This is a genomic window from Paenibacillus sp. tmac-D7 (assembly GCF_006519665.1).
Classification (GTDB): Bacteria; Bacillota; Bacilli; order Paenibacillales; family NBRC-103111; genus Paenibacillus_G; species Paenibacillus_G validus.
In genome coordinates, this window is record NZ_VIDW01000001.1 from 20393 (window position 1) to 44129 (window position 23737).

Consider the following 23737-nt stretch of genomic DNA (forward strand, 5'->3'; position numbering starts at 1 on the left):
TAGCCGTAGCCTGAACGTTTGACAATGCAGCCGGGAAGATCTTCAAAAAAACCATGCTCCGTTTAACGGAACATGGTCCACAATTTAATAAGATGGAACGTATTGTTCGGATCGATTTTTTGCGAAATTATGAAATTTACCAAATTCTCCATTTGGAGATCCGTTACCTTTTCTCCGAGCGCCTTGGTCAGCATCCCTACGAAACGCCGCACTTTCACCCGATCCTGCAAATCGGCCTTCGTCACGCCCTGCAGAATCATCTTCACCCGTTCCTTCGTCTCCGGGTTTTTCATCTTTTGCTTGATCCGTTCCACCTGTGCGGGGTCAAAACCGTATTTCGTGTAGCTCACGCCGCCCACCTCCGTCAATTTCAGCATAGAAACATACCTATACCGTAAGTCTATGACGGATGGCTTGACCATGTTTACCCTTCGGGCACCCAAATCATGAATTAGTCCAGCATCTCGCTTTCAAAAATGTGCTCCCGCTGCAAGAAGCTCCTGAGCGGCACGTACGCCGCCCCGGTCCAGAATTCCGGACGCCGGACGATTTCCGCCGCGTCGTCGCGCGCCTGCTCCATGACCTCGAAGTCGGTCACCATATCCGCCAGGCGGAAATCCGGCACCCCGCTCTGCTTCGTTCCGAAGAAATCCCCCGGTCCGCGCAGCTCCAGGTCGCGCCGCGCGATTTCGAAGCCGTCGTTCGTCTCCGTCATCGCCTTCATGCGCTCCTTGCCGACTTCGCTCTTCGGGTCGGCGATGAGCACGCAGTACGACTGATGCTCGCCCCGGCCAACCCGGCCGCGGAGCTGGTGCAGCTGCGAGAGCCCGAACCGGTCGGCGTCGTAAACGACCATCAGCGTCGAATTCGGTACGTCGACGCCTACCTCGATGACGGTCGTCGAGACGAGCACATGCACGCGTCCTTCGCTGAATTCGCGCATCACTTCGTCCTTCTCGCCAGGCGACATGCGGCCGTGCAGCAGCCCGACGCGGTAAGACGGGAACGCAAATTGCAGCTGCGCGTGGATATCGATGGCGTTCTGCACATCCAGCTTCTCCGATTCTTCGATCAGCGGACAAATGACATACGCCTGCCTCCCGGACTCGACCTCGCGGTTGATAAACCCGAGCACGCGCTCCAGCATCGAATGCGGCACCGCATAAGTCTGGATCGGCTTCCTCCCCTTCGGCAGCTCCCGCAGCGTCGACACGTCCAGATCGCCGAACGCCGTAATCGCCAGCGTGCGCGGAATCGGCGTCGCCGTCATCGTCAGCACGTCCGGGTTCATGCCCTTGCGGCGCAGCACGCTGCGCTGGTTGACGCCGAAGCGATGCTGCTCGTCGGTTACGACGAGCCCCAGCGCGCGAAAGAACACGTCTTCCTGAATCAGCGCATGGGTCCCGACGACGATATCGACGAGCCCCATCTGCATCGCGCCCAAGACGTCGCGGCGCCCGCGGGCCGTCAGGCTCCCGGTGAGCAGCGCCGTTTGGATGCCGTAAGGCTCAAACAAGCGGTCAAGCGAGCGTTTATGCTGCTCGGCCAAAATTTCCGTCGGCACCATCAGCGCGCCTTGGTACCCGGCCTTGACGACGGCGAACAAAGCAACCGCTGCGACGACCGTTTTTCCCGCACCGACGTCGCCCTGCAGCAAACGGTTCATGCAGTAAGGCTGCTGCAGATCATGCAAAATTTCGGCGATCACCTTCTTCTGCGAATCCGTTAATGTGAACGGCAGCGAACGGACGAACGCCCGCACGGCCGGCAGATCGACCGGGTGCGCGACGCCGTCGGCGCGCTTATGGTTGATCGCCCGGTAAGCCTGCATTTTCAGCTGAAACAGGAACAATTCCTCGAACACCATGCGACGGCGCGCCCGCTGCCCCTGCTCCATATTGCCGGGCATGTGCAGCAGCTTCACGGCGGCCTTACGCGGCAGCAGCTCATATTTATACAGCAGCTCGGCCGGCAGCACCTCGGGAATCATCTCCCCGAACTGAAGCAGCGCCTGCTTCATCGTTTGGCGGAACCACTTTTGCGTGAACGCCCCGGATATGGAATAGACGGGCTGTAACGTTCCGGTCTGTGAAGCGCCCTGTCCGGGGAATTCGGATTCGGTTACGGTGATGTGCTGCCGCTTCTGATCCCATTTGCCGGTCAGCACGATCTCGGCGCCGCTCGTCAGCTTGTCCTTCAGAAAGTGCCGGTTAAACCAAACCGCCGTCACGAACCAGGTATCGACCAGCACCTTACAGAGCATGCGCGACTTCGTTCGCCCATACATCTGCACCTGCGGGATGCCGACGATCTGACCCTTCACCGTAACTTTGTCCCCATCCTTTACCTGGGTCAAGTCGCGAAGCGTGTAATCTTCGTAGCGGAAAGGATAATAATCAAGAAGCTGCCCCACGCTTGAAATGCCAAGCGCGTGCAGCTCCTCCAGCTTCTTTCCTTTAACGCCGACGACTTGACCGACCGGTACTTTGTACAAATCGATCGACATGTTCATTCACTCCTGAGCCGGATAGGCAAACACCGCAATGGTTCCCGGTCCGGCATGAGCTCCGATAACGGAGCCAATTTGCGTATAGTTGATACTCTGCACTTGAAATTGAGACTCCAGCTGCCTTTGCAGCTCCTGCGCATGCTCTTGCCCCTTCGTATAAGCAAAAATAAGATGAAGAGGACGATGGCCGAAATCCTGCTTCAGCATCTCGGCAATGCGGCCCATCGCTTTCTTCGTGCCGCGTACTTTATCGACGGAAAACACTTGGCCGTCGTCGCTGATGGACAAGATCGGCTTAATATTGAGCAGCGAGCCGACCAATGCAGCCGCTTTGCCGATACGTCCGCCTTTTTGCAGAAATTCCAGCGTATCGACCAGAAAATATATTTTCGTGCTTTCGCGAATCCCGGCAATCATTGCCAAGATTTCTTCCCTGCTCTTCCCTTGCCGTGCGGCTTCCGCCGCTGCGACGACGAGCAGACCGAAGCCGTAAGACGCGGACTTCGAATCGACGACGTCAATGTCGATCTTATCGTCGATCATCGTCTTCGCGATCAGCGCCGACTGGTACGTGCCGCTCATCGCCGAAGACAGATGGATCGAGATGATCGGTCCGTCCCCCTGTTCGGCCAGCTGCTGATACACTTCGAGAAATTCGATCGGCGACGGCTGCGAAGTAGTCGGCATGACGTTCGAACCCGTCAATTTATCATAAAACGCATCTGCGCTAATATCAACGGCATCGCGGTAAGATTCGGTGCCGAACAATACCTTCAAGGGCACCATCTCGATCCCCAGCTTCTCGCGTACGTCTTTGGGAATGTCGGCTGTGCTGTCGGTTACGATACGAACTTGGCTCATGGGAGCCTCCCCCCGTCCAAATGGTAATTGGGTGACGCGCCTCGAGACCGAGACGGTCTCGAACCGTGCCTTACTCTGCGGAAATAATGTAATAGTACAACGGTTGACCGCCTTCGTGCACTTCCACTTCGACGTCGCCGTGCGCCTCATGCACATACGCGACAAGCTGCTGCGTCGTCGATTCCTCGGCGTCCGCCCCCGCGTACAATGTTAATATTTCCGCGCCGTCCGCAAGCAGGCTGTCGATCAGCTGCCGGCAGGAGGCGACCAAGTCCGGGTTCGAAGCGACGATCTTGCTGTTGTGAATGCCGATATAATCGCCCTGCTTAATGTCGATGCCGTCCATCTGCGTATCGCGGACCGCGTACGTCACTTGACCGGCATGCACCTGCTGGAGCGCCTGCTGCATATTGTCGGCATTCTCGTCAGGCGCCGCTTCCTCCTGAAACGCGATGATGGCGGCGATGCCCTGCGGAATCGACTTGCTCGGAACGACGATCACTTGCTTGTCTTCCACGAGCTCGACTGCCTGCTGGGCAGCCATGATGATGTTGGAGTTATTGGGCAGTACGAACACGGTATGCGCTTCGACCTCCGAAACGGCCTTTACGATGTCCTCCGTGCTCGGATTCATCGTTTGTCCCCCGTGCAGCACGCGATCGACGCCCAGGCTGGTGAAGATTCCGCCCAGCCCCTCGCCTGCGGACACCGCTACGAAGCCGTATCGCTTCAAATCGTCCGTATCCGCGATTGCGGCAGCTTCGGCCGGAACCGCGGCAGCGGCTGCTTGAATCGCAGGCTCTACCGTTCCGAACGGCTGCTCCGATTCCAAAATGTGCGTATGCTGATCGCGCATATTTTCGATCTTGATCCGGCTCAGCTCGCCGTACTGCTGGGCATGCGTCATTACCGTTCCGGGATATTCGGCATGGATATGAATTTTGACCAGATCGTCGTCAGCCACGACGAGCAGCGAATCTCCATACGCGGACAGCTGCTCGCGGAAGAGCGCTTCGTCAAAAGGCCGGGAGGCCGTCTTGGACGGGTTCAACCGGATCATGAACTCGGTGCAGTACCCATATTCGATATCTTCCGTCGCCAGGTGGGCCTGCGCGCTCTTCGGTTCGGCGTGAGCCTGGACGTTCACGGCCGTATTCTCCGGTTCCAGCAGCTCGTCGATCGGCTGCACCGCGCCAAACGCCACATACGGCATATCCGCCGGCTCAACCACCTCATCTTGACCTTCAAGCGCCGACATAAACCCTTCATAGATCAATACCAAGCCTTGTCCACCCGAATCGACAACGCCAACCTGCTTCAGCACCGGAAGCAAATCGGGTGTACGGTTTAAAGCGTCCTGCCCTTGACGCAGAAGCTCGGACACAACCGTCGTCACATCCGATTGACGCTTTGCCGTCACGACCGCTTGTTTGGCCGCTTCTTTGGCTACCGTCAGAATGGTGCCCTCCACCGGTTTCACCACTGCCTTATACGCAATATCGACGCCGTTCTGAAAAGCGGCTGCGACCTGCTGCGCGTTCGCTGTGCTAAGGTCGGCCACGGCTTTCGAAAAACCGCGGAACAACTGCGACAGAATGACGCCCGAGTTACCGCGTGCACCCATCAACAGCCCTTTGGCCAGCGCCTCGGCTGCCTTCCCGAGGTGTTCGGACGGCCTGCGCCGCAGCTCCTCGACCCCGGATGTAAGGGTTAGATTCATATTCGTTCCTGTATCTCCATCCGGCACCGGAAACACGTTCAGCGCGTTGACTCGATCGACATTCGTCTTCAGCCGAAGAGCCCCCGCCTCCACCATTCGGATAAAATCCGCACCGTTCAATTCATTGAAGCGCTTACTCAAAAAGACCATTCCCCTTCCTGCTATTCCCTATCCCGCGCCAGGCCCTTGGCCCGGTCGCAACTGATGCCTCTGCTTAGTCTTATTGGGCGATACGAACGCCTTGTACGAAAATGTTGACGGCATCGACTTGCAATCCCGCCACTTCGCGAAGCATGTACTTCACTTTGGTTTGAACGTTGTGCGCCACAACGGAAATCTTCGTGCCATAGCTAACGACGATATATAAATCAATGGCGAGAATGCCCGTTTCATCGCGATGCACTTCAACGCCGCGGCTCAGGTTATCCCTTCGCAGAAGCTCGGCGATTCCGTCCTTGAACTGGTTGCGCGACGCCATGCCGACAAGCCCGTAACATTCCAGAGCTGCGGAGCCGGCGAGTACGGAGACTACTTCGTCCGTCACATATATTTTGCCATAGGGTGAAGCCAGTTCAATAGCCATCTTTAGAACGCTCCTTTAATTTAGATTACGATGGACTATGTAACATTGTACTATATCTGTTGCAAGAAATAAATAAACTTCCATGAAAAGTGCCAAGATTGTCCTTTCGTTCCGTTGACGGCTTTTACCCACTGTGCTATCATAGTTAAGTATGCTTTGAGCGCGTATGCTTTAAGGAGGTGTAACACATGTCCCGTAAATGTTTTATTACCGGTAAAAGTCCGAGCACTGGAAACCACGTATCCCATGCGAACAACAAAGCGAAACGCACATGGGGAGTTAACGTGCAAAAGGTCCGCATTCTGGTGGACGGCAAACCTAAACGTGTTTGGGTAAGCACGAAGGCTTTGAAATCCGGCAAAGTAACTCGCGTGTAATCTGCGCTTGCAGACAAAAAGCACCTGTTTCAGGTGCTTTTTTAGTTTGCCCCGAACTTCGAAGGCTGCAAGTCGACCCGTATAAGTATGGGTGGCGTACGTTCAGTTTTTACTGAATGTATTAAGTACCGCCTTCACAAACCCACCTAAAAACTTCGGAAGCTTGATTGTGTAAAATTTCATTTTGCATCCTCCTCCCGGGCTTTGACTGGCAAAGCCACTTCGTCAGCATAGTCATAAGCTTTGCGAAAGCAAAGTCGCTTCGTAAGCAGTTGCTCGGCTTTGCCCGGCAAAACCATTTTCGTAAGCATTATATTCGTACCGCTCCCCAAAGGTGACTTACCTTTTTCTTCCGGTTCACACATCCAATGGCATGCTAGAGCCATAACTTTTTACTTTATATTATTAACTCCTCCGATTAATTATGACTTCACACGAGACAAGATTTACGCAGTCCGGGGGACTTTCTTCCTCTCGGCTTTCCCGCTTGACCCTAAGCAAGATAGCAGCACGCCGAGCACGCCGATTCGCTGCAGGTGTCACGCTTGGTTTGAAGGAGGGGCACAAGGTGAGCCGGATGGTAATGCCGATGCGTCCGCCATGTAAAGCTCACGCCCGAAAAAAAAAACGCCGCCCCAACCGATAAGTTGGAGCGGCGCTTACACAGCGTCAAGCCGGCTGCGCAGGTTCGTTCATAAACAAAAACACCGCGTAGAAGCATATGAACAGAAAGTAAAAGCCGACTGCCGCGGCGACAAAACCGATGCGCATGGCGCGCGAGTCGTTGCGCGTAAAAAACTGGTAGCCGACGTACAGTGCTCCCAGTGAGAACACATACTTGCTCAGATCCTGCATAATCGAGAATAGAAAGATAAGACCGCCGCCTGACAGGCCGAACACCACAACTTTTGCCGCACGCAAGCTGGAATCAGCGCTCCTCCCCGCGAATGGCGCGGATCGCGGCGGCACGGTCCGGTTGGCCGAACACCGCGTTGCCCGCCACCAGCACGTTGGCCCCGGCAGCCGCCACAAGCTTGGCCGTATCGGCATTGATGCCTCCGTCCACTTCGATGTCGATGTGCGCCAAACCCCGCTCATTCAACATCTTACGCAGCGAACGAATTTTCTCCAGCGACCCCGGAATGAAGCTTTGGCCCCCGAAGCCGGGGTTTACCGTCATGACGAGCACCAAGTCCACGATTTCCAGCGGCGCGTATTCGATCGCCGATAACGGCGTAGCCGGGTTTAAGACAACTCCCGCCTTGACTCCCTGCTCTTTAATGCCGTGAAGCGTGCGGTGCAGATGCACGCACGCTTCCGCATGCACGGAGATCAGATCTGCGCCGGCTTTGGCGAACGCCGGCACATAACGATCCGGTTGTTCGATCATCAGGTGAACGTCGAGCGGAAGCTTCGTTCTCGGCCGAAGGGCTTCCACCACAAGCGGTCCGATCGTCATATTCGGCACGAAGTGCCCGTCCATCACATCGACGTGAAGCCAATCGGCTCCGCCCTGCTCCACGTCTGCCACCTCCTCGCCCAGACGGGCGAAGTCGGCGGAAAGAATCGATGGCGCTATGCGCAGCATCGTTAATACCTCCTTTTTTGACCGCGGATTTCTTCCAGAAACAGTACGTAATCCGAATACCGCGAGGCCGCGATCCTCCCCTGCTCCATCGCTTCCTGCACTTTACAATCAGGCTCGTGCAGATGAAGGCAGCCGCGGAATCGGCATTGCGCCGCGAACGGCGCGAACTCGCGGAAGCATGCGCCCAGACCTTCGGCGTCAACCTGCAGAAAGTCAAGCTGGCTGAACCCCGGCGTATCGGCGACTATGCCGCCGTTCGGCAGGCGCAGCAGCTCGACATGACGCGTCGTATGCTTGCCCCGGCCAAGCTTCATGCTGATTTCGTTCGTTTCCAGCTGCAGCCCGGGAATCATCGCATTAAGCAGCGTCGACTTGCCGACGCCCGACTGACCCGCGAACACGCTGATCCGTCCGGAGAGACGTTTACGCACCTCTTCCACGCCGACCCCTTCCTTGGAGCTCGTGACAAACACCGGATAGCCGATCGACTCGTACAAACGCACGACCGCCTCAAGCTCCTCCGACGAATCCTCATCCGTCTTGTCCGATGCGGACGGGGACCACAAATCCCGCTTCGTCAAGCAAATGATCGTATCCAGTCCCGCGCTTTCGGTATGCACGAGAAATTTATCGAGCAGCGGAATGTTAAGCGCCGGCTCCCCGACCGAAAACACAAGAACGACTTGTTCCACGTTGGCGATCGGTGGACGCACGAGCTCCGAGGACCGAGGCAAAATTTCCGTGACCGTTCCTTCCCCGTTCTCCGTCAATTCGTAAGCGACCCGGTCTCCGACCAGCGGCGAGATGTTCCGCTTCTTGAAGACGCCGCGCGCCCGGCATTGAATATATTCGGAATCGTGAGACCCTTCCGCCAGCACGTAGTAATATCCGCTTAATGCCTTGACGATCAATCCGTTGGGCATTATGACATTCGGCCTCCCGTTGTCGTATTTCCGCTTGCTCCTCCGGCCGGCACGCTTGTGCCGCCCTGCGCGGGCTTCGCCCCGCCGTTGTTTGCAGGAGCCTGACTATCCGTCCCGGCCGGCTTGTTGGTGCCGCCCTGCTGCTGAATCCCCGTCCCGCCGGCGCCGGTATTCGGCGTTCCAGTGCTCGGCGTTACAGGCTTGCCGCTTTTTTGCATCAAATAATCCTGATACGTCACCGTAATCAGATCGGCGATATTGTTATCCACCTTAACCTGGATGACCGCGTTTTTATCCGGGGACACGACCAGCTTCACTTGAAGCATCTCCGTCTTCGTTACGTTGCTCAGCGTTTGATATTCCGTCGGCGTGTCGTAAGTCGCGTCGGTCAACAAAATTTTGACCGTTGACGCTTTCCCCTCTTGCGCAGGCTTGATCGGTATGCTGACGGACATCGGTCCGGCTTCTTCCGGAAGACCCGAACTGACCGTTAACGTGATTTCTGTTCCCGGCGGCACGGAATCATTCGGCTGGTAAGGGAACTGCCCGATGACCTTGCCCTTCGATTGCTTATAGCTAGCCTCGTAGGTAATTCCATCCTTAGCGAGCTTCAGGTTGTTGACCAGCAGCATGTTTTTCGCTTCATTCTCCGTCTTGCCGATCAAATTCGGCATCGGGATGGATTCGCGCCCTTTGGACACAACCAGCTTCACCATGACGGCCGCCGGATCGGCGAATTCTTCGTCCGCCGCCGGCGTCTGGCTCACGACCGTGTCCGGCGGCTCGTCCATAAACTTCGATTCGACGACGATGTTCTTCTCGGCGATGCCCAGCTCCTTCAACCGCGTTGTCGCATCGCCAAGCTTCAATTTCACCAGGTCGGGCATTTTTTTCTTATCCGGCCCTTGGCTGACGTACAGCGTAATCTTCGAGCCGACATTCACCTTCATGTCGGAATGGCTTTGACGGACAACCGTGTCCTTAGGCGAATTTTTGTCATCCTTGACGTACTCGAATTCCGACTCCAGCTTCGCGTCGTGCAGCATCTGCTGCGCTTGCACGAGCTGCAGGCCGACGACGGTCGGGACGTCCACCCGCTCGATCATCACTTTAGCCTTAACCACACCGACCGCATACCACATGCCGCCCAGCACCGCAAGCAGCACAAGGATGATAACCAGCGGCTTTACCCAGCGTTTCTTCTTGCGCAGAGCCGCAGGTTCCTCCTCATCGTCCTCGTCGTCCCCGGCTGCCTGCAGCGAGGAACGGTCGATCGTAAATTGGTCGGGCCTTAGAGCCGGCATGACGCGCGTCCGTTCTTCATCGAGCTCGTCGTCATCGAGGAAGTTGACCTTCGGCTCGTTTCGGCGATGCGGCAGCAGGCACGATTCCAGATCGCCGAGCATTTCTTTGGCGGAACGATACCGTTCCGTCGTGCTTTTCCGCATCGCCCGCAAAATGACGTTCTCGACGCTCTGCGGAATGAGCGGATTTACTTTGCGCGGCTCCTCGACGTCCTCCTGCAAATGCTTCAGTGCGACGCTGATCGGGCTCTCCCCGAGAAAAGGAAGACGACCGGTCAGCATTTGGTACATGACGATCCCTAGCGAGTACAAATCGGATTGCTCGCCGGTCGGCGTACCTTTGGCATGCTCCGGCGAGAAATAATGCACCGAACCGACCACCGAGCCGGTTTGTGTGATCGTAGAGGATGTAACGGCGCGCGCGATGCCGAAATCGGTCACTTTGACGCGTCCGTTTTTGCCAATCAGGATATTGTGCGGCTTGATGTCGCGATGGATGATTTGATTATGGTGTGCGTGATCGAGCGCATCGCAGATTTGACCGGCGATATGCACGGCTTCTTCCACCTGCAGAGGCGCCCTCGTTTTAATCAAATCGTTCAAGGTCGTCCCTTCGATGTACTCCATCACGATGTAATGCACGTCTTCTTCCTGACCGACGTCGTAGATGCTGACCACATTCGGATGCGATAAGGAGGCGGCCGCTTGCGCTTCGCGGCGGAACCGCTGGATGAATTCCTCGTCGTGCACGTACTGCTGGCGGAGCACTTTCACGGCCACATGTCGATGTAATAAAATATCTAGTCCTTTGTATACGATGGCCATTCCTCCGCCGCCGACCCGCTCGAGAATTTCGTAACGTCCTCCTAGCTGTCTGCCGATCATTCCATCCCTCACCCCGCTTCTCCGTTAGGTTCCGACGCCCGATGCCAGGAATCGTTAGCCATCAATACGACAGTGACGTTATCGTCGCCGCCCGCAGCCAGCGCTTCGTCGATCAAGCCGCGAACTTTGTCCTCAAGATCGCCTTCTCCCAACACCGTATGTAAAATGCGCTGCTGCTCCACGAGACCGCTAAGGCCGTCGCTGCACAGCAGCAGCATGTCCCCGGACTGCCAGGAAATTTCCTGCACGTCAACCTCGATCGTAGGCTCCGTGCCCAGCGCCCGTGTCAACACATTGCGGCGCGGATGGTGTTCCGCCTCTTCACGGCTGATTTGCCCGCTCTTGACCAGCTCGTTCACGAGCGAATGATCCTCCGTCAGCTGTTCGATATGACCGCCGCGAATGCGGTAAGCCCGGCTGTCCCCGATATGCGCGATCACAGCGGATTCACTGCTGGCCAGAACAGCGACCACCGTCGTTCCCATTCCGTGGTAGTTTTCCCGCTCGGAAGCGTACTCAAATATTTTCTCATTCGCTTTTTCGATCGCAGAACGCAGACGCTGGCCCCGCTGCTCGCCGTTCAGATCAGCGTCCATCGGATGCAGACCTTGCGGAATCCATTCGATCGCCATTGCGCTTGCGATATCGCCCGCCTGATGACCGCCCATGCCGTCGGCGACGATGGCGAGCGCCCATCCGTCCGGTTGATCCTGAACGAGCGCACGGTCTTCATTGACCGTGCGGACCCGTCCAATATCGGATAAAAAGGCCATTTTCAACATCGTAGGTTTCACCTCGCACCCGACTCCATATGCTTCGCCCGCAATTGTCCGCAAGCCGCGGCGATGTCGCTGCCCTGCTCGCGGCGGATCGTGGCGTTCACTTTGTTCTTCTCGAGAATGCGCTGGAACGCGAAGATATCGTTGCGCGGCGTACGCACGTAGTCGCGCTCGGATACGAAGTTGACCGGGATGAGGTTGACGTGAGCCATCGGGAACGTCTTGAGCACCCGAGCCAGCTCCTCCGCATGCTCCGGTCTGTCGTTTACATTCCCCATCAAAGCGTATTCGAACGTGATGCGGCGGCCGGTCTTGGCCACATAGTAACGACAGGCTTCCAGCAAGTCGGCAAAAGGATAGCGCCGGTTCACCGGCATCAGCTTGGAACGCAGCTCGTCGTTTGGCGCGTGTATCGAGATCGCCAGATTGATCTGCGTATCTTCGTCCGCAAAACGGTAAATGTTCGGCACGATGCCGCTCGTCGATACCGTAATGTGGCGCTGCCCGATGTTCAGACCTTTCGGATGAATCATCACCTTGAGAAACTTCATGACGGCGTCATAGTTCTCGAACGGCTCGCCAATGCCCATGATGACGATGCTGCTGACGCGCTCTTCCGTTTCATCGAGCAGTTGCTGGGCTTTGACCACCTGCGCGATAATTTCGCCCGAGGTCAAATTCCGCTTCAAGCCGCCTAGCGTGGAAGCGCAGAACGTACAGCCGATCCGGCAGCCGACTTGCGTCGTGACGCAAATGCTGTTGCCGTAGCTGTGCTTCATGATGACCGTTTCGATCGCGTTCTTATCCGTTAATTCGAATAGAAACTTCACGGTACCGTCTTTGGACCGGTAGTGCGCCACTTCGTTTAACGTGACGAAGTCGAACTGATCCCGCAGCTTGTCCCGCAGCGATTTCGGCAGGTTCGTCATCGCGTCGAAGCTTGAAACTCTTTTCACATATAACCAGTCAAAAATTTGGCCGGCGCGAAAGCCCGACTCTCCGTTCTCTTTCACCCAAGCCTGCCAATCCTCTAACGTATAATCGTAGACGTAGGGCTTAAGGTTGGTGGGCATTTTGCTTGCTGGCAGTTCCATATCTTATCACGACCCGTTTTTTCTAAATTGAAGGCCCTTCGGGCAATACTGCCGAAAAGGCCACGTTTTATTTTACCACATTTTAAACGCTTATGCTCGTTTGCGCAGACGGGCGATAAAAAAGCCGTCCGAGCCGTATTCGTACGGCATCAGCTGGCGCATCGCCGCCGGCCCGCCCGGAGGCGCGTCCGCCGAAAAATCGGGGTGCTCGCGCAAAAAGCTTTGCACCATCTCTTCGTTCTCGGCCTTCTCCACCGTACACGTGCTGTAAACGAGCACGCCGCCCGGCTTCAGCAGCGGTGCGACCGCCGCGAGGAGGTCGCGCTGAATGCTGCAGACGGCTGTGATTTCCGCTTCCGTTTTGGCCCACTTCAAGTCCGGCTTGCGGCGGATGACCCCGAGCCCCGAGCACGGGGCATCGAGCAGGATCCGGTCAAAGCTCCCCGGCGGAAAATAGCGGTCAAGCTCGCGGGCGTCGGCGGTCATCGTGCGGATCGACTTCAGGTCAAGTCGATCCGCTTGCCCGGCGATCAGCTGCCCCTTGTGCTCGTGCACGTCGCAAGCGACGATCTCGCCGCGATCGCCCATCTTCTCGGCCATATGCGTCGTCTTGCCGCCCGGCGCCGCGCAGCAGTCGAGCACCCGTTCGCCCGGCTGCGGATCGACCCATTCGGCGACGAGCATCGAGCTCTCGTCCTGCACGGAGAACAGGCCGCTTGCGAACTCGGGCGTCAGCGCCATGTTGCCGCCGCCTCGAACGACGACGCCGGAAGGCGCCAGCGCGGAGGCCTGCGCGTCCAGGCCCTGCTTCTGCAGCCGCTCGATCAGCGTCTGCGGATCGAGCCGCAGACGATTGGCGCGCAAGCTGACCCGGGGCGGCTCGTTGTTTGCGCGGCACAAGTCGCGCGCTGCGGATTCGCCGTACTGCGCGATCCAGCGCCGCACCATCCATTCGGGGTGCGACTCTTCGAGCGCGATTCGCGCCGCTGGCGGTAAATCCGCCGGCAGCGCAAGCTCGCCTTTGCGCCGGAGCACATTGCGCAGCACGCCGTTCACCATGCCTGAGATGCCCGAATGGCCGCGGCGCTTCGCCAGATTGACCGCTTCGTTCACGATCGCGTGGTCGGGAATCCGGTCCAAGTAATACAGCTGATAGAAGCTTAGACGCAGCAAGCTTCGCACCCACGGCTCCAGCTTCGCCAGCCCTTTCGCCACAAAAGGCGTTAAGAAATAATCGATCGTATTGAGTCGCTGCACCGTCCCGTATACGATTTCCGTCGCGAGGCCCGCATCCGGCTTATCAAGCTTGTACGCCTGCAGCGTTTGGTTCAGCAGCAGGTTGCTGTAAGCGCGGTCGGCGTCGATCCGCGTCAGCACGTCGAGAGCTGCTTCCCGGGCCGTGCCCCGCACAGGCTTGCGGGCCGGCGGTTTAACGGCGGGACCGCTCCTGCCGCCCGATGCGTTCGGGCGCCCCGCTCCGCGTACGTTGCCCGCACGTTGCGGCGATCCGGCAGACGGCTGCCCTTCGCGGCGGCTGTCCGCCCCTGCTTTCCTTGTGTCGCTCATGTTAGATCTCAGCTCCCGTCATCCTGCGAACCCAGCACCGTGCCGGGCGCCAATTGTCCGCCCCGCACGAACGTAGCGGCGTCCATCGCTTTCTTGCCTGCCGGCTGCAGCTCCGTAATCCGCAGCACACCTTCGCCTGCGGCTACGACGATGCCGCCGGGGCCCACTTCCAGCACAGTGCCCGGCTGAACGCCGGCCCTCGCAACTTCCGCTGCATTCGGCTTGGCGCACGCCCATATTTTCAGCACCTCACCGTTCCATAGCGTATAGGCGCCCGGACGCGGGTGCAGCGCGCGCACCAGATTCCAGATGGCCGTGGCCGGCTGGTGCCAGTCGATCCGCTCCTGCTCGCGCGTGATGTTGGGCGAGTATACCGCATCGCTATCCGCCTGCGGCACCGCTTGTACGCGCCCGGCCAGCAAGTCCGGCAGCGTCGATTCCAGCAGCGCCGCCCCGGCGGCGCTTAATTTATCGAACATCGTACCGGTTGTATCTTCGTCGCCGATCGGCACCTCGATACGGCTGATCATATCGCCCGTATCAAGTCCTTCGGCCATGTACATGATCGTGACGCCGGTCACTTTGTCACCGTTCATGACGGCGTAGTGAATCGGCGCGCCGCCTCTGTATTTCGGCAGCAGCGAAGCGTGAATGTTGATGCAGCCGAGCTTCGGCAGGTCGAGCACCGACTTCGGTAAAATTTGACCGTAAGCGGCGGTGACGATCAAATCCGGCTTCAGCTCGCGAATCGCTTCCACCGATTCCGGCCGTCGCAGACGCTCCGGCTGCAGTACGGGCAGGGCGTGCTTCTCGGCCTCGACCTTAACCGGCGTCGGTGTCAGCACACGCTTGCGTCCGACGGGACGGTCTGGCTGCGTCACAACCCCGACCACGCGGACTCCGTCGAACCGCAGTAAAGCTTGCAGCGCCGGAACAGCAAATTCCGGCGTTCCCATAAAGACGACTCTCACACTCATGCTTCGTCCTGCTCCGAATCTTCAGGCGTTCGATACATCGACTCCGCCAAGTCCGTATACAAAATCCCGTCCAAGTGATCCACTTCATGCTGAATGCAGCGGGCGAGCAGTTCCCTGCCTTCAATTACGATTTCTTCGCCGTTGCGGTTCAAGCCTTTCACCTTCACGCGCTCAGCCCGGCGCACGTCCCCGCGAAGTCCGGGAATGCTCAGGCAGCCTTCCGGCCCGAATTGTTCGCCGTCCTTCTCGATAATTTCCGGGTTAATCAGCTCGATCAACCCGTGCTCGTCGCCGACGTCCATCACAATGACACGCTTCAAAATACCGATTTGCGGCGCTGCCAAGCCTACCCCTTCCGCATCGTACATCGTATCGGCCATATCATCCAGCAGCTTATGAATGTTGGGTGTAATTTTCGGCACCGGCTTGCTTTTTTCCCGCAGAACGGGGTCCGGATCTTTCACGATGATTTTAATTGCCATAACGTTCAGCACCTTTCTATAGTAAACATGACTTGCTGTTGCTTCTAAGACCTATAGTATGTAGAGCAGCTGCACAAGGTAACGTTAGGAATAAGAGGAACAAGAACACCGTCTGTTTCGAATACGGACTTCTCCGGATCATAGCGGAACTTCCGTACGCTATCTGTTTCAAACGCCGCCCGGTTCCGGAAACAAGCTTGCCAACCTGCAAATAACGAACTCGAGGCTCCGCTATTTCCTCAACAACGCTTGCCGACCCGACGAATAAGCGTTCAAGTCGGCTTCTCCTTGCGGCTTACATCAAGATCTGCGGGTCCACATCGATCGAGACGGTCAGCTTGTGCTGCTTCATCGGTTCGTCGAGCACCGAAACCGCTTGCTGCACAAGCTCTTCGATGCGGGAATCTCCCCGATATTTTATCATGCATTGGAATCGATATCTATCTTTGATCCGGGAGATCGGCGAAGCGACGGGGCCCAAGACCTCAAACTCCGTCGAGTCTTTCGGCAAAGCGACCGCGAGCGCCTTCAACCGTCCGGCCAGCGCTTCCCCGGAACGAATCAGCAGTTGCACCTGTTCGTGAGACAGCGTAATCAGCACCAGCTGATGAAACGGCGGGTAATGGTGAAGCTTGCGCATCAGCATTTCCTTGCGCATGAAGCCCAAATAATCGTGACGGCTGGCGCTGACGATGCTGTAATGCTCCGGTGTGTACGTCTGCACGAACACCTCGCCCGGCAGCTGGTGGCGTCCGGCCCGGCCCGCTACCTGCGTCAGCAGCTGGAACGTCCGTTCGGCCGCGCGAAAATCCGGCAGATTCAGCACCGAATCGGCGGCCAGCGCTCCGACCAGGGTCACATCGGGAAAATCAAGCCCCTTGGCCACCATCTGCGTGCCGAGCAGCACATCCGCCTGGCGGTTGCGGAACATCGTCAGCCACTTCTCGTGCGAGCCTTTCTCCGTCGTCGTATCGACGTCCATCCGGATGACCCGGATGCCGGGAAACAGCTTGCCGAGCTCCTCTTCCACCCGCTGTGTCCCGGTACCGAAATGGCGGATATGCTCGCTCCCGCAATCCGGACAGACGGACAGCTCCCGCTCCGCATAGCCGCAATAATGGCAGCGGACGGCGCGCGAGCTCTGATGGTACGTGAGTGAAATGTCGCAATGCGGACACTGCGCCACATACCCGCACGTGCGGCACATGACGAACGTCGCATACCCGCGGCGGTTCAGCAATAAAACGATCTGTTCTTTCTTGTGTAACCTTACTTCGATCGCTTTATACAACGCGCGGCTGAACATCGAGCGATTGCCGTTCTTGAGCTCCTCCCGCATATCGACGATATGCACCGGAGGCAGCGGACGGCCTTCCACCCGGCTTGCCATCGACAACAGCTCGAAGCGCGGCCGGTCCTCCGTGGCCAGCCGTTCTGCCTCAACGCTGGTGCGGTACATGCTCTCCAGCGACGGCGTCGCCGAACCGAGCACAACCGATGCCCCATGCTCGCGCGCGCGGGCGATCGCCACGTCGCGCGCATGGTACTTCGGGCTCTCTTCCTGCTTATAGGTCGATTCGTGTTCTTCATCGATAATAATGAGCCCGAGCTTCGTAAAAGGCGCGAATACCGCCGATCTTGCGCCGATCACGACACGCACCTCGCGGCGTACGATTTTGCGCCACTCGTCATAACGCTCCCCATGCGACAAACGGCTGTGCAGCACGGCGACTTGGTGGCCGAACCGGCCCTTGAACCGCTCCACCATTTGCGGCGTCAGCGAGATTTCGGGCACGAGCACGATCGCTTCGCGTCCCTGATCCAGACACGTCTGGATGGACTGCAGGTATACTTCCGTCTTGCCGCTTCCGGTTACGCCGTGCAGCAGAAAGATGCGCCGCTCCCGGGCCAGCACCGCCCGGCGAATCCGGTCGTACACGTCCTGCTGTTCAGGCGTCAACGGCAGCGGCGTCGTCGGCTTGAAGGTGCGGGACCCATAAGGATCCCGCCGCACCTCCACTTCCTCGAGCCGCAACCAACCGCGCTCCACCAAACCTTTGACCGCCGATGCCGTAATATGCAGCTTGGTCTGCAAATCCGTCAGCTTCACGGGCTCCGGTACCGGCTGCTCGCGAAAAAAACGCAGCACCTCGTGCTGCTTCGCCGCGCGCGCCGGCAGCTCCGCGATCCACGCATCCAGCTGCGACGGATCGTCCGGCGGGAACACGGTCAGCGCCTTCTTCACCGTCATCCGGTCTTTGACCATCTGCCGTTCGACAAGAACGCCTTCCTCCAACAGCTGCTTGATCCGCCCGCCGGCTTCGGGAAATTTCGCAAGCAGCGACTCGAGCTCAACGCTCTCCTGCTTGCGGACGTAATCGACGATCATACGATGCTCGGGAAACAGCATCGCTGCGGTCTCTGCACGTTCGCTCTCCTCCGCGACCGCCACGTGACGCTCATATTTCGCCTTCAACGCGCCGGGAATCATCGCCTGCAAGGCGACAATTTCATGGCACACATACGTACGGCCGATCCAGCGGGCAAGCTTGACGAGCTCCGGCGTAAGCGGCGGCGTAACGTCGAGCACCTGCTTGATCGGCTTCAGCTTGCTTACGTCGATATCGGATCCGTTCTGCAGCTCGACCACGAACCCCTGCACCGTACGCGGGCCGAACGGGACGCCGACCCGGCTGCCGACGGCCACGAGCTCGAGCAGCGGCTCCGGCACCACATAGTCGAACGAGCGATTCGTCGGCTTGGCCGGGACATCGACTATCACTTTGGCGATCATGCGCCCGTTGCATCCCCCTTCGTCAGACGGTCGGCGATCAGACTGAGCAGCCGCGATGCGACCTCCCGCTTACCCAGCATCGGCAGCGCTTCGACCAAGCCGCTCGCATCGAAGATGCGCACGATGTTCGTATCGGTGCCGAAGCCGGCCCCTTCCAGCGTCACGTTGTTCGCGACAAGCAGATCGCACCGTTTCCGTTGCAGCTTGTCCATCGCGAACTTCTCCAGATCCCGGGTTTCGGCCGCAAAACCGACGACGAGCTGCTTCGTTTTCCGTTCGCCGACAAGCTGCAGAATGTCCGGATTTTTGACCAGCCTCATCGTCATTTCGTCTTCCATCTTTTTGAGTTTATGTTCATACTGCTCGGCCGGCCGATAATCGGCGACCGCCGCCGCTTTGATGATCACATCCTGATCGTCCATCCGGGACAATACCGCATCGCGCATCTCCAGTGTCGATTCCGCCTGAACGAGCGTCACGCCCGGCGGGACCGGAACCGAAACCTTGCCCGACACAAGCGTGACGTCCGCTCCCATACGAGCCGCCGCCTCGGCGATCGCGTACCCCATTTTGCCCGAGGAATCGTTGCTGATGTAGCGAACCGGATCGATGCGTTCCAGCGTTGCGCCAGCCGTGATCAGCACCCGCTTCCCCTTCAACCGTCCGTCTTCGGCAAAATGCTGCTCGATCGCCCGCATGATCTCCTCCGGCTCGGCCAACCGGCCTTTGCCTACATAACCGCACGCCAATTGACCGGTACCCGGTTCGACGAAACGAACGCCGCGGTCCGCCAGCGTCTTCATATTTTGCTGAACGGCCGGATGCGCGTACATATGCACGTTCATTGCCGGTGCGACCAGGACCGGCGCCGTCGTCGCAAGCAGCGTCGTACTGAGCATATCGTCGCCAAGTCCGTGCGCCATTTTGCCAATCACGTTGGCCGTCGCAGGCGCAACGACGAACAGGTCCGCACGGTCGGCGAGATCGATGTGCTGGACGACGGACGCATCCTTCTCGTCGAACGTATCGACTGCCACCTCATGACGCGATAACGTCTGGAACGTCAGCGGCGCCACAAACTTAACGGCCGATGCGGTCATAATGACCCGAACTTCAGCACCCGCCTGCGCCAGCTTGCTGCACAACGCGGCCGCTTTATAAGCGGCGATGCCTCCGCTAACGCCGAGGACGATCGTTTTTCCGTTCAACCCTTTCGACATCCGCCGAATCCCCTCTCCCTTTCTGCGCTAAAAAAATAACAACCACGAAGGGTTGTTTTACTTAATCGTTTCTTTGTTTTGGAGCTTCTCGTACGAAATATGATCTTCGTATATTTCTTCTAGCGCCAGGCCAACAAATTTATGCGAGCGTTTTTGACGAACTTCGCTTTTGGCTCCGTCACGCAGCAAGCGCGCCCGTTTGGCGGCTGCGACGACGAGCGAGTATTTGCTGTCGACTTTATCCAAAAGCCGGTCAATGGAAGGATACAACATGTTATTTTCTCACCTCTTCCATCCAATGTTGAATTTTTGACACCATGCGGTCCTTGCGGCAATGTTCCGCCGTCAAGATGCTGCGAATGCGATGGCAGGCCAAATCGACCTGATCGTTCACGATCGCATAATCGTATTGCTCCATCATCGCGATTTCTTCCAAGGCGACCGACATCCGGTTTCTAATGGATTCTTCCGATTCGGTCCCGCGGCCGACGATGCGGCTTTCCAGTTCAGTCAGCGAAGGAGGCAGCAAAAATATAAATACGCCGTTCGGGAACTTTTGTTTCACCTTCAAGGCGCCCTGCACTTCGATTTCCAGAATGATGTCTTTCCCGCTGTTCAACGTATCTTCCACGAATTTGCGAGGGGTTCCGTAGAAATTACCGACGTACTCGGCCCATTCCAGCATTTGGTCCTGTTCGATCAACTGCTGAAAGTGTTCCCTCGACTTGAAAAAATAATTCACCCCGTCGACTTCGCCCTCTCTGGGCGAACGCGTCGTAGCCGATACCGAATAAACGATGTCCGGCGCACAGGCGCGAAGCGCTTTGCATACGGTGCCCTTGCCTACGCCGGATGGTCCGGACAGGACAATCAAAATCCCTTTGTCCGAAGGGGAAACACTTACATTACTCGTCATGATCATCGTCCTTATTGGAAAGTCGGTGTGCCACCGTTTCCGGCTGGACGGCGGACAAGATCACATGATCGCTGTCGGTAATAATCACAGCACGGGTACGGCGACCGTAGGTCGCATCGATCAGCATATGGCGGTCTCGCGCTTCTTGGATAATCCGTTTGATCGGCGCCGATTCCGGGCTGACGATGGAAATGATTCGATTCGCGGAAACAATGTTCCCGAAACCGATATTGATAAGTTTGATCGCCATTGAATGGTTCCCCCTGGTTCTTTGCTTCCCTCGGCGTTTCGGTCGCGAGCGGAAAAGAAAGAATGATAGTCCGAATTTACTCGATATTTTGAATCTGCTCGCGTATTTTCTCGAGTTCCGCTTTCATATCCACGACGACGGCGGCAAGACCCGCATGACTCGCTTTCGAGCCGACGGTATTGACTTCCCGGTTCATTTCTTGAACGAGAAAATCGAGCTTGCGACCGACGGGCTCCGTTTCGCTCAGCAGCTTGCGGAATTGCTCCGCGTGACTTTCCAGCCTGATCAATTCTTCATCGATGCTCGCGCGATCCGCGAACAGTGCCACTTCCATAGCCAGACGCGTTTCGTCCAGCTCCGTCTGCTGCAGCATATCCTGAATGCGGCTCCTAAGCTTGACGGCATATTCTTGAATGATCTGAGGTGCAAGCCGGGCGGCGTGCTGCCGGAACCGTTCGATGGCTTCCAAGCGACTGTGAATATCCCCCAGCAAAAAATTCCCTTCCCGCTCCCGCATGGAAACAAGCTCGGAGACGGCGGCATTGGCGCAAGCAGCGATTTCGTATTCAAGCGACTCCTCATCGAGATCCGGTTTGTCGCGGAACGACACAATCCCCGGCAAGCCCAGCACCTCGCGCAGCGTGAGCTCGCCCGTAAGCGAGAGCTTCTCGCGGAGCGCCTCGGCCGCATGGCGGTAGCTTTGCGCCAGCGCCCAATCGATATCGACCTCGAGCGGCGCCTCACGGTCCCGTTCGACCGTAACGAACGCGTCGACGCGTCCCCGCTTCACTCGCTGTTGGATCGCCTGCTTCACCGTATTCTCATAACGGGCAAACTCGCGCGGAAGGCGAACCGCCACTTCGCAGTATCGATGGTTCACCGATTTGAGGTCGATCTGCATCCGAAATCCGGCGATGGAACGCTCAGCTTGTCCGAAACCGGTCATACTCGTCACCATGGCAGTCACATCCGTTACCCTATTTTAATTCATTTTGCAAGTGGGGACAAGTGGAAATCCCTGCGGCCCGCCTTCTCCCACACGTACTGCGTCAGCTCTACGGTCATCTCGTAAGCCATGAACGGCGTCATCAAGTAAATGCCGTTAAACCGCGAAATCGCCACGTCAAGCAGTTCTTTGGCGATTTGCACCCCCATCGCACGTCCTTCCTCGCCCTTCAACCCGTTCATGCGCCGGCGCACATCGTCGGATAATTGAATGCCGGGCACCTCATTGTGCAGGTACTCCGCATTGCCTCCGCTGGCGAGCGGCATGATGCCAAGGAAGATCGGAATGTTCAGATGACGCGTCGCTTGATAGATGCTCTCGATCAGTTCGGCGTTGTACACGGGCTGCGTCATGATGTAGTCGGCGCCCGCCTCGATTTTGCGTTCGAGGCGCTGCACGGCTTTGTCCAAGTATTTGACATTCGGATTGAAGGCGGCCCCGACGATGAAGTTCGCTTTCTTCTTCAACGGCTTCCCGGAGAAAGCAACCCCTTCATTCAGCTGTTTGATCATACGAATGATCTCGAACGAAGTCAAATCGTACACCGAGCTGGAGCCGGGCAAATCGCCGAATTTCGCCGGATCGCCGGTGACCGCGAGCACGTGGTCGATGCCCAGCGCATGCAGCCCCATCATATGCGACTGCGTACCGATCATATTGCGGTCGCGGCATGCGATGTGAATAAGCGGCCGAATCCCGACGCGTTCCTGCACGATCGAACCGAGCGCCAGATTGCTCATCCGCGTCACGGCTAGCGAATTGTCGGCCATCGTCAGCGCGTCGACGCCGACTTCCTTCAAAGCGGCCGCGCCCTGCATAAACTTCGCGATATCCAAATCGCGAGGCGGGTCGAGTTCTACGATAACCGTCGGCCGTTCCTTGACGAGATCGACAATCGTCGGCTCCGCGGGTGGCGGCTCCGTGATCGCGATACCGCGCACCTTCTGCCATTCACTCGTCGCAAAGACGCCAGCTTCGCCGCTTATCCCCCGTGTCTGCGCCCCGCTCTCGTTCGGCATGTAGCCTTCCAGAGCGGCGGCGATGGCGGCGATATGCTCCGGCGTCGTGCCGCAGCAACCGCCGACAATGCGTGCGCCGAGATCGGCGAATTTACGGGCGGACTCGCCGAAATAGGACGGCGTTGCGGCGAACGTATACCGGCCGTCCACGTAATCGGCCAGTCCCGCGTTCGGGAACACCGAGAACGGCGGCTTCTCGTCCATGCCGCTCGCCTGTTCGAGGGAGCGCAGGAGACCGTTCGGGCCGCTGCGGCAGTTGAAGCCGACGACGTCTGCGCCAGCCGCGAGCAGCTTCGAGAAAGCCTCGGGCATCGGCACCCCGTCCATCGTCGCGCCGACGCCTTCGGTCGTAAACTGGCAAATGACCGGCAGCGAGCTGACTTTGCGAATCAGCTTCAGTGCAAGCATCATTTCCTCCAAATCGAAAAACGTTTCAAGCAGCAGCCCGTCCACGCCCGCATCGACCAGCACCTCGATCTGCTGGCGCAAATCTTCCTTGACCTTGGCGGTACGGACGTTCTTCCGTTTGCCTGCGCGAATCGAACCGACAGCCCCGACGACATAGGCATCGTCCCCGACCGCTTGACGCGCCAGCTTCACGCCGGCCCGGTTAATCGCCTCGACTTCTCCCTCCAGACCGAACTTCGACAGCTTCTCGCGGTTTGCGGAGAAAGTATTCGTCTCGATCAACCGCGCGCCCGCTTCATAATATCGCCGATGGACGTCCCGAATGACGTCGGGCTTGAGCAAATTCAATTCCTCGTAGGAGATGCCGACGGGAAAGCCCATTTGATATAAATAGGTGCCCATCGCCCCATCTCCGACCAGCACGCCACGGCGCAGCGCTTCTCTCAAATCCGGTTTCACTCGCGGCCTCCCCTTTC

At 57.8% G+C, this 23737-nt stretch carries 23 protein-coding genes; 1 reads left to right on the forward strand and 22 read right to left on the reverse strand.

Annotation, left to right across the window (positions count from 1 at the left end):
* Positions 1–62 precede the first annotated feature (62 nt).
* The 5 genes from FKP33_RS00120 to FKP33_RS00140 all read right to left on the reverse strand — a co-directional run bounded on the left by FKP33_RS00120 (position 63) and on the right by FKP33_RS00140 (position 5673).
* Positions 63–350: a stage VI sporulation protein F gene (locus FKP33_RS00120; protein ID WP_054800063.1), complete on the reverse strand. Its 288-nt coding sequence runs from the start codon at positions 348–350 to the stop codon at positions 63–65.
* A gap of 101 nt (positions 351–451) precedes the next feature.
* Positions 452–2506 (reverse strand): ATP-dependent DNA helicase RecG, encoded by a 2055-nt coding sequence (recG, locus tag FKP33_RS00125; RefSeq protein ID WP_141333703.1) that lies wholly within the window; start codon positions 2504–2506, stop codon positions 452–454.
* A 6-nt stretch (positions 2507–2512) separates the two neighbouring features.
* Positions 2513–3370, reverse strand: coding sequence for a DegV family protein (locus FKP33_RS00130; RefSeq protein WP_127608464.1), 858 nt, complete (start codon positions 3368–3370; stop codon positions 2513–2515).
* Positions 3371–3440: 70 nt separating this feature from the next.
* Positions 3441–5240: a DAK2 domain-containing protein gene (locus tag FKP33_RS00135; protein WP_141333704.1), complete on the reverse strand. Its 1800-nt coding sequence runs from the start codon at positions 5238–5240 to the stop codon at positions 3441–3443.
* A 70-nt stretch (positions 5241–5310) separates the two neighbouring features.
* Positions 5311–5673 carry an Asp23/Gls24 family envelope stress response protein gene (locus FKP33_RS00140; RefSeq protein WP_054798200.1) on the reverse strand — a complete coding sequence of 121 codons (363 nt, stop codon included), beginning with the start codon at positions 5671–5673 and terminating at the stop codon, positions 5311–5313.
* A 188-nt stretch (positions 5674–5861) separates the two neighbouring features.
* Here FKP33_RS00140 and rpmB point away from each other — a divergent pair, with 188 nt between their 5' ends.
* Positions 5862–6050: a 50S ribosomal protein L28 gene (gene rpmB, locus FKP33_RS00145; protein WP_054798201.1), complete on the forward strand. Its 189-nt coding sequence runs from the start codon at positions 5862–5864 to the stop codon at positions 6048–6050.
* A 102-nt stretch (positions 6051–6152) separates the two neighbouring features.
* On the opposite strand, the gene spoVM is transcribed toward rpmB, so the two are convergent.
* From spoVM to FKP33_RS00230, 17 genes are all read right to left on the reverse strand, one after another.
* Positions 6153–6233: a stage V sporulation protein SpoVM gene (spoVM, locus tag FKP33_RS00150; RefSeq protein ID WP_014652194.1), complete on the reverse strand. Its 81-nt coding sequence runs from the start codon at positions 6231–6233 to the stop codon at positions 6153–6155.
* Between the two features lie 486 nt (positions 6234–6719).
* Entirely contained in the window at positions 6720–6971 is a 252-nt protein-coding gene (locus tag FKP33_RS00155; RefSeq protein WP_054800044.1) for a hypothetical protein, read from the reverse strand.
* Between the two features lie 7 nt (positions 6972–6978).
* Complete coding sequence (rpe, locus tag FKP33_RS00160; protein ID WP_141333705.1) at positions 6979–7638, reverse strand: ribulose-phosphate 3-epimerase; 660 nt, start codon at positions 7636–7638, stop codon at positions 6979–6981.
* A gap of 2 nt (positions 7639–7640) precedes the next feature.
* Positions 7641–8561 (reverse strand): ribosome small subunit-dependent GTPase A, encoded by a 921-nt coding sequence (rsgA, locus tag FKP33_RS00165; RefSeq protein WP_127608467.1) that lies wholly within the window; start codon positions 8559–8561, stop codon positions 7641–7643.
* A complete protein-coding gene (gene pknB / locus FKP33_RS00170) occupies positions 8561–10750 on the reverse strand; it encodes a Stk1 family PASTA domain-containing Ser/Thr kinase (protein ID WP_141333706.1) in 2190 nt (729 codons plus the stop codon). Before pknB ends, rsgA begins: the two co-directional genes overlap by 1 nt.
* Before the next feature lie 8 nt (positions 10751–10758).
* Complete coding sequence (locus FKP33_RS00175; RefSeq protein ID WP_141333786.1) at positions 10759–11532, reverse strand: Stp1/IreP family PP2C-type Ser/Thr phosphatase; 774 nt, start codon at positions 11530–11532, stop codon at positions 10759–10761.
* Positions 11533–11540: 8 nt separating this feature from the next.
* Positions 11541–12623: a dual-specificity RNA methyltransferase RlmN gene (gene rlmN, locus FKP33_RS00180; protein WP_054798204.1), complete on the reverse strand. Its 1083-nt coding sequence runs from the start codon at positions 12621–12623 to the stop codon at positions 11541–11543.
* Between the two features lie 90 nt (positions 12624–12713).
* Complete coding sequence (gene rsmB / locus FKP33_RS00185; protein WP_141333707.1) at positions 12714–14189, reverse strand: 16S rRNA (cytosine(967)-C(5))-methyltransferase RsmB; 1476 nt, start codon at positions 14187–14189, stop codon at positions 12714–12716.
* An 8-nt stretch (positions 14190–14197) separates the two neighbouring features.
* Positions 14198–15145 (reverse strand): methionyl-tRNA formyltransferase, encoded by a 948-nt coding sequence (fmt, locus tag FKP33_RS00190; RefSeq protein WP_127608490.1) that lies wholly within the window; start codon positions 15143–15145, stop codon positions 14198–14200.
* Positions 15146–15162: 17 nt separating this feature from the next.
* Entirely contained in the window at positions 15163–15648 is a 486-nt protein-coding gene (gene def / locus FKP33_RS00195) for a peptide deformylase (RefSeq protein ID WP_127608470.1), read from the reverse strand.
* 295 nt (positions 15649–15943) lie between these two features.
* The gene (gene priA, locus FKP33_RS00200; RefSeq protein WP_141333708.1) at positions 15944–18442 is read right to left on the reverse strand and encodes a primosomal protein N'; all 2499 of its coding nucleotides are present in this window, start codon (positions 18440–18442) and stop codon (positions 15944–15946) included.
* Positions 18439–19662, reverse strand: a complete 1224-nt coding sequence (gene coaBC, locus FKP33_RS00205; RefSeq protein ID WP_127608472.1) for a bifunctional phosphopantothenoylcysteine decarboxylase/phosphopantothenate--cysteine ligase CoaBC — start codon at positions 19660–19662, stop codon at positions 18439–18441. The genes priA and coaBC overlap by 4 nt, the downstream gene beginning before the upstream one ends.
* Positions 19663–19719: 57 nt before the next feature.
* Positions 19720–19935 (reverse strand): DNA-directed RNA polymerase subunit omega, encoded by a 216-nt coding sequence (rpoZ, locus tag FKP33_RS00210; RefSeq protein ID WP_054798758.1) that lies wholly within the window; start codon positions 19933–19935, stop codon positions 19720–19722.
* A gap of 1 nt (position 19936) precedes the next feature.
* Entirely contained in the window at positions 19937–20578 is a 642-nt protein-coding gene (gene gmk, locus FKP33_RS00215) for a guanylate kinase (RefSeq protein WP_127608473.1), read from the reverse strand.
* Positions 20568–20828, reverse strand: coding sequence for an extracellular matrix/biofilm regulator RemA (gene remA / locus FKP33_RS00220; protein ID WP_009672664.1), 261 nt, complete (start codon positions 20826–20828; stop codon positions 20568–20570). Before remA ends, gmk begins: the two co-directional genes overlap by 11 nt.
* Positions 20829–20904: 76 nt before the next feature.
* Positions 20905–21786 carry a YicC/YloC family endoribonuclease gene (locus tag FKP33_RS00225; RefSeq protein ID WP_054798757.1) on the reverse strand — a complete coding sequence of 294 codons (882 nt, stop codon included), beginning with the start codon at positions 21784–21786 and terminating at the stop codon, positions 20905–20907.
* A 29-nt stretch (positions 21787–21815) separates the two neighbouring features.
* Complete coding sequence (locus FKP33_RS00230) at positions 21816–23720, reverse strand: bifunctional homocysteine S-methyltransferase/methylenetetrahydrofolate reductase (protein WP_141333709.1); 1905 nt, start codon at positions 23718–23720, stop codon at positions 21816–21818.
* Positions 23721–23737: the final 17 nt, after the last annotated feature.

Bases quoted from the DNA above. Each gene is read 5' to 3' on its own strand.
- remA (WP_009672664.1), bottom strand. From the start codon at position 20,828: ATGGCGATCAAACTTATCAATATCGGTTTCGGGAACATTGTTTCCGCG.
- rpoZ (WP_054798758.1), bottom strand. From the start codon at position 19,935: ATGTTGTATCCTTCCATTGACCGGCTTTTGGATAAAGTCGACAGCAAA.
- fmt (WP_127608490.1), bottom strand. From the start codon at position 15,145: ATGGGAACGCCGGAATTTGCTGTTCCGGCGCTGCAAGCTTTACTGCGG.
- priA (WP_141333708.1), bottom strand. From the start codon at position 18,442: ATGATCGCCAAAGTGATAGTCGATGTCCCGGCCAAGCCGACGAATCGC.
- rsmB (WP_141333707.1), bottom strand. From the start codon at position 14,189: ATGAGCGACACAAGGAAAGCAGGGGCGGACAGCCGCCGCGAAGGGCAG.
- spoVM (WP_014652194.1), bottom strand. From the start codon at position 6,233: ATGAAATTTTACACAATCAAGCTTCCGAAGTTTTTAGGTGGGTTTGTG.
- FKP33_RS00130 (WP_127608464.1), bottom strand. From the start codon at position 3,370: ATGAGCCAAGTTCGTATCGTAACCGACAGCACAGCCGACATTCCCAAA.
- gmk (WP_127608473.1), bottom strand. From the start codon at position 20,578: ATGACGAGTAATGTAAGTGTTTCCCCTTCGGACAAAGGGATTTTGATT.
- pknB (WP_141333706.1), bottom strand. From the start codon at position 10,750: ATGATCGGCAGACAGCTAGGAGGACGTTACGAAATTCTCGAGCGGGTC.
- rpmB (WP_054798201.1), top strand. From the start codon at position 5,862: ATGTCCCGTAAATGTTTTATTACCGGTAAAAGTCCGAGCACTGGAAAC.
- FKP33_RS00175 (WP_141333786.1), bottom strand. From the start codon at position 11,532: ATGTTGAAAATGGCCTTTTTATCCGATATTGGACGGGTCCGCACGGTC.
- FKP33_RS00225 (WP_054798757.1), bottom strand. From the start codon at position 21,786: ATGGTGACGAGTATGACCGGTTTCGGACAAGCTGAGCGTTCCATCGCC.
- FKP33_RS00140 (WP_054798200.1), bottom strand. From the start codon at position 5,673: ATGGCTATTGAACTGGCTTCACCCTATGGCAAAATATATGTGACGGAC.
- rlmN (WP_054798204.1), bottom strand. From the start codon at position 12,623: ATGGAACTGCCAGCAAGCAAAATGCCCACCAACCTTAAGCCCTACGTC.
- recG (WP_141333703.1), bottom strand. From the start codon at position 2,506: ATGTCGATCGATTTGTACAAAGTACCGGTCGGTCAAGTCGTCGGCGTT.
- def (WP_127608470.1), bottom strand. From the start codon at position 15,648: ATGGCAATTAAAATCATCGTGAAAGATCCGGACCCCGTTCTGCGGGAA.
- rpe (WP_141333705.1), bottom strand. From the start codon at position 7,638: ATGCTGCGCATAGCGCCATCGATTCTTTCCGCCGACTTCGCCCGTCTG.
- coaBC (WP_127608472.1), bottom strand. From the start codon at position 19,662: ATGTCGAAAGGGTTGAACGGAAAAACGATCGTCCTCGGCGTTAGCGGA.
- FKP33_RS00135 (WP_141333704.1), bottom strand. From the start codon at position 5,240: ATGGTCTTTTTGAGTAAGCGCTTCAATGAATTGAACGGTGCGGATTTT.
- rsgA (WP_127608467.1), bottom strand. From the start codon at position 8,561: ATGCCCAACGGATTGATCGTCAAGGCATTAAGCGGATATTACTACGTG.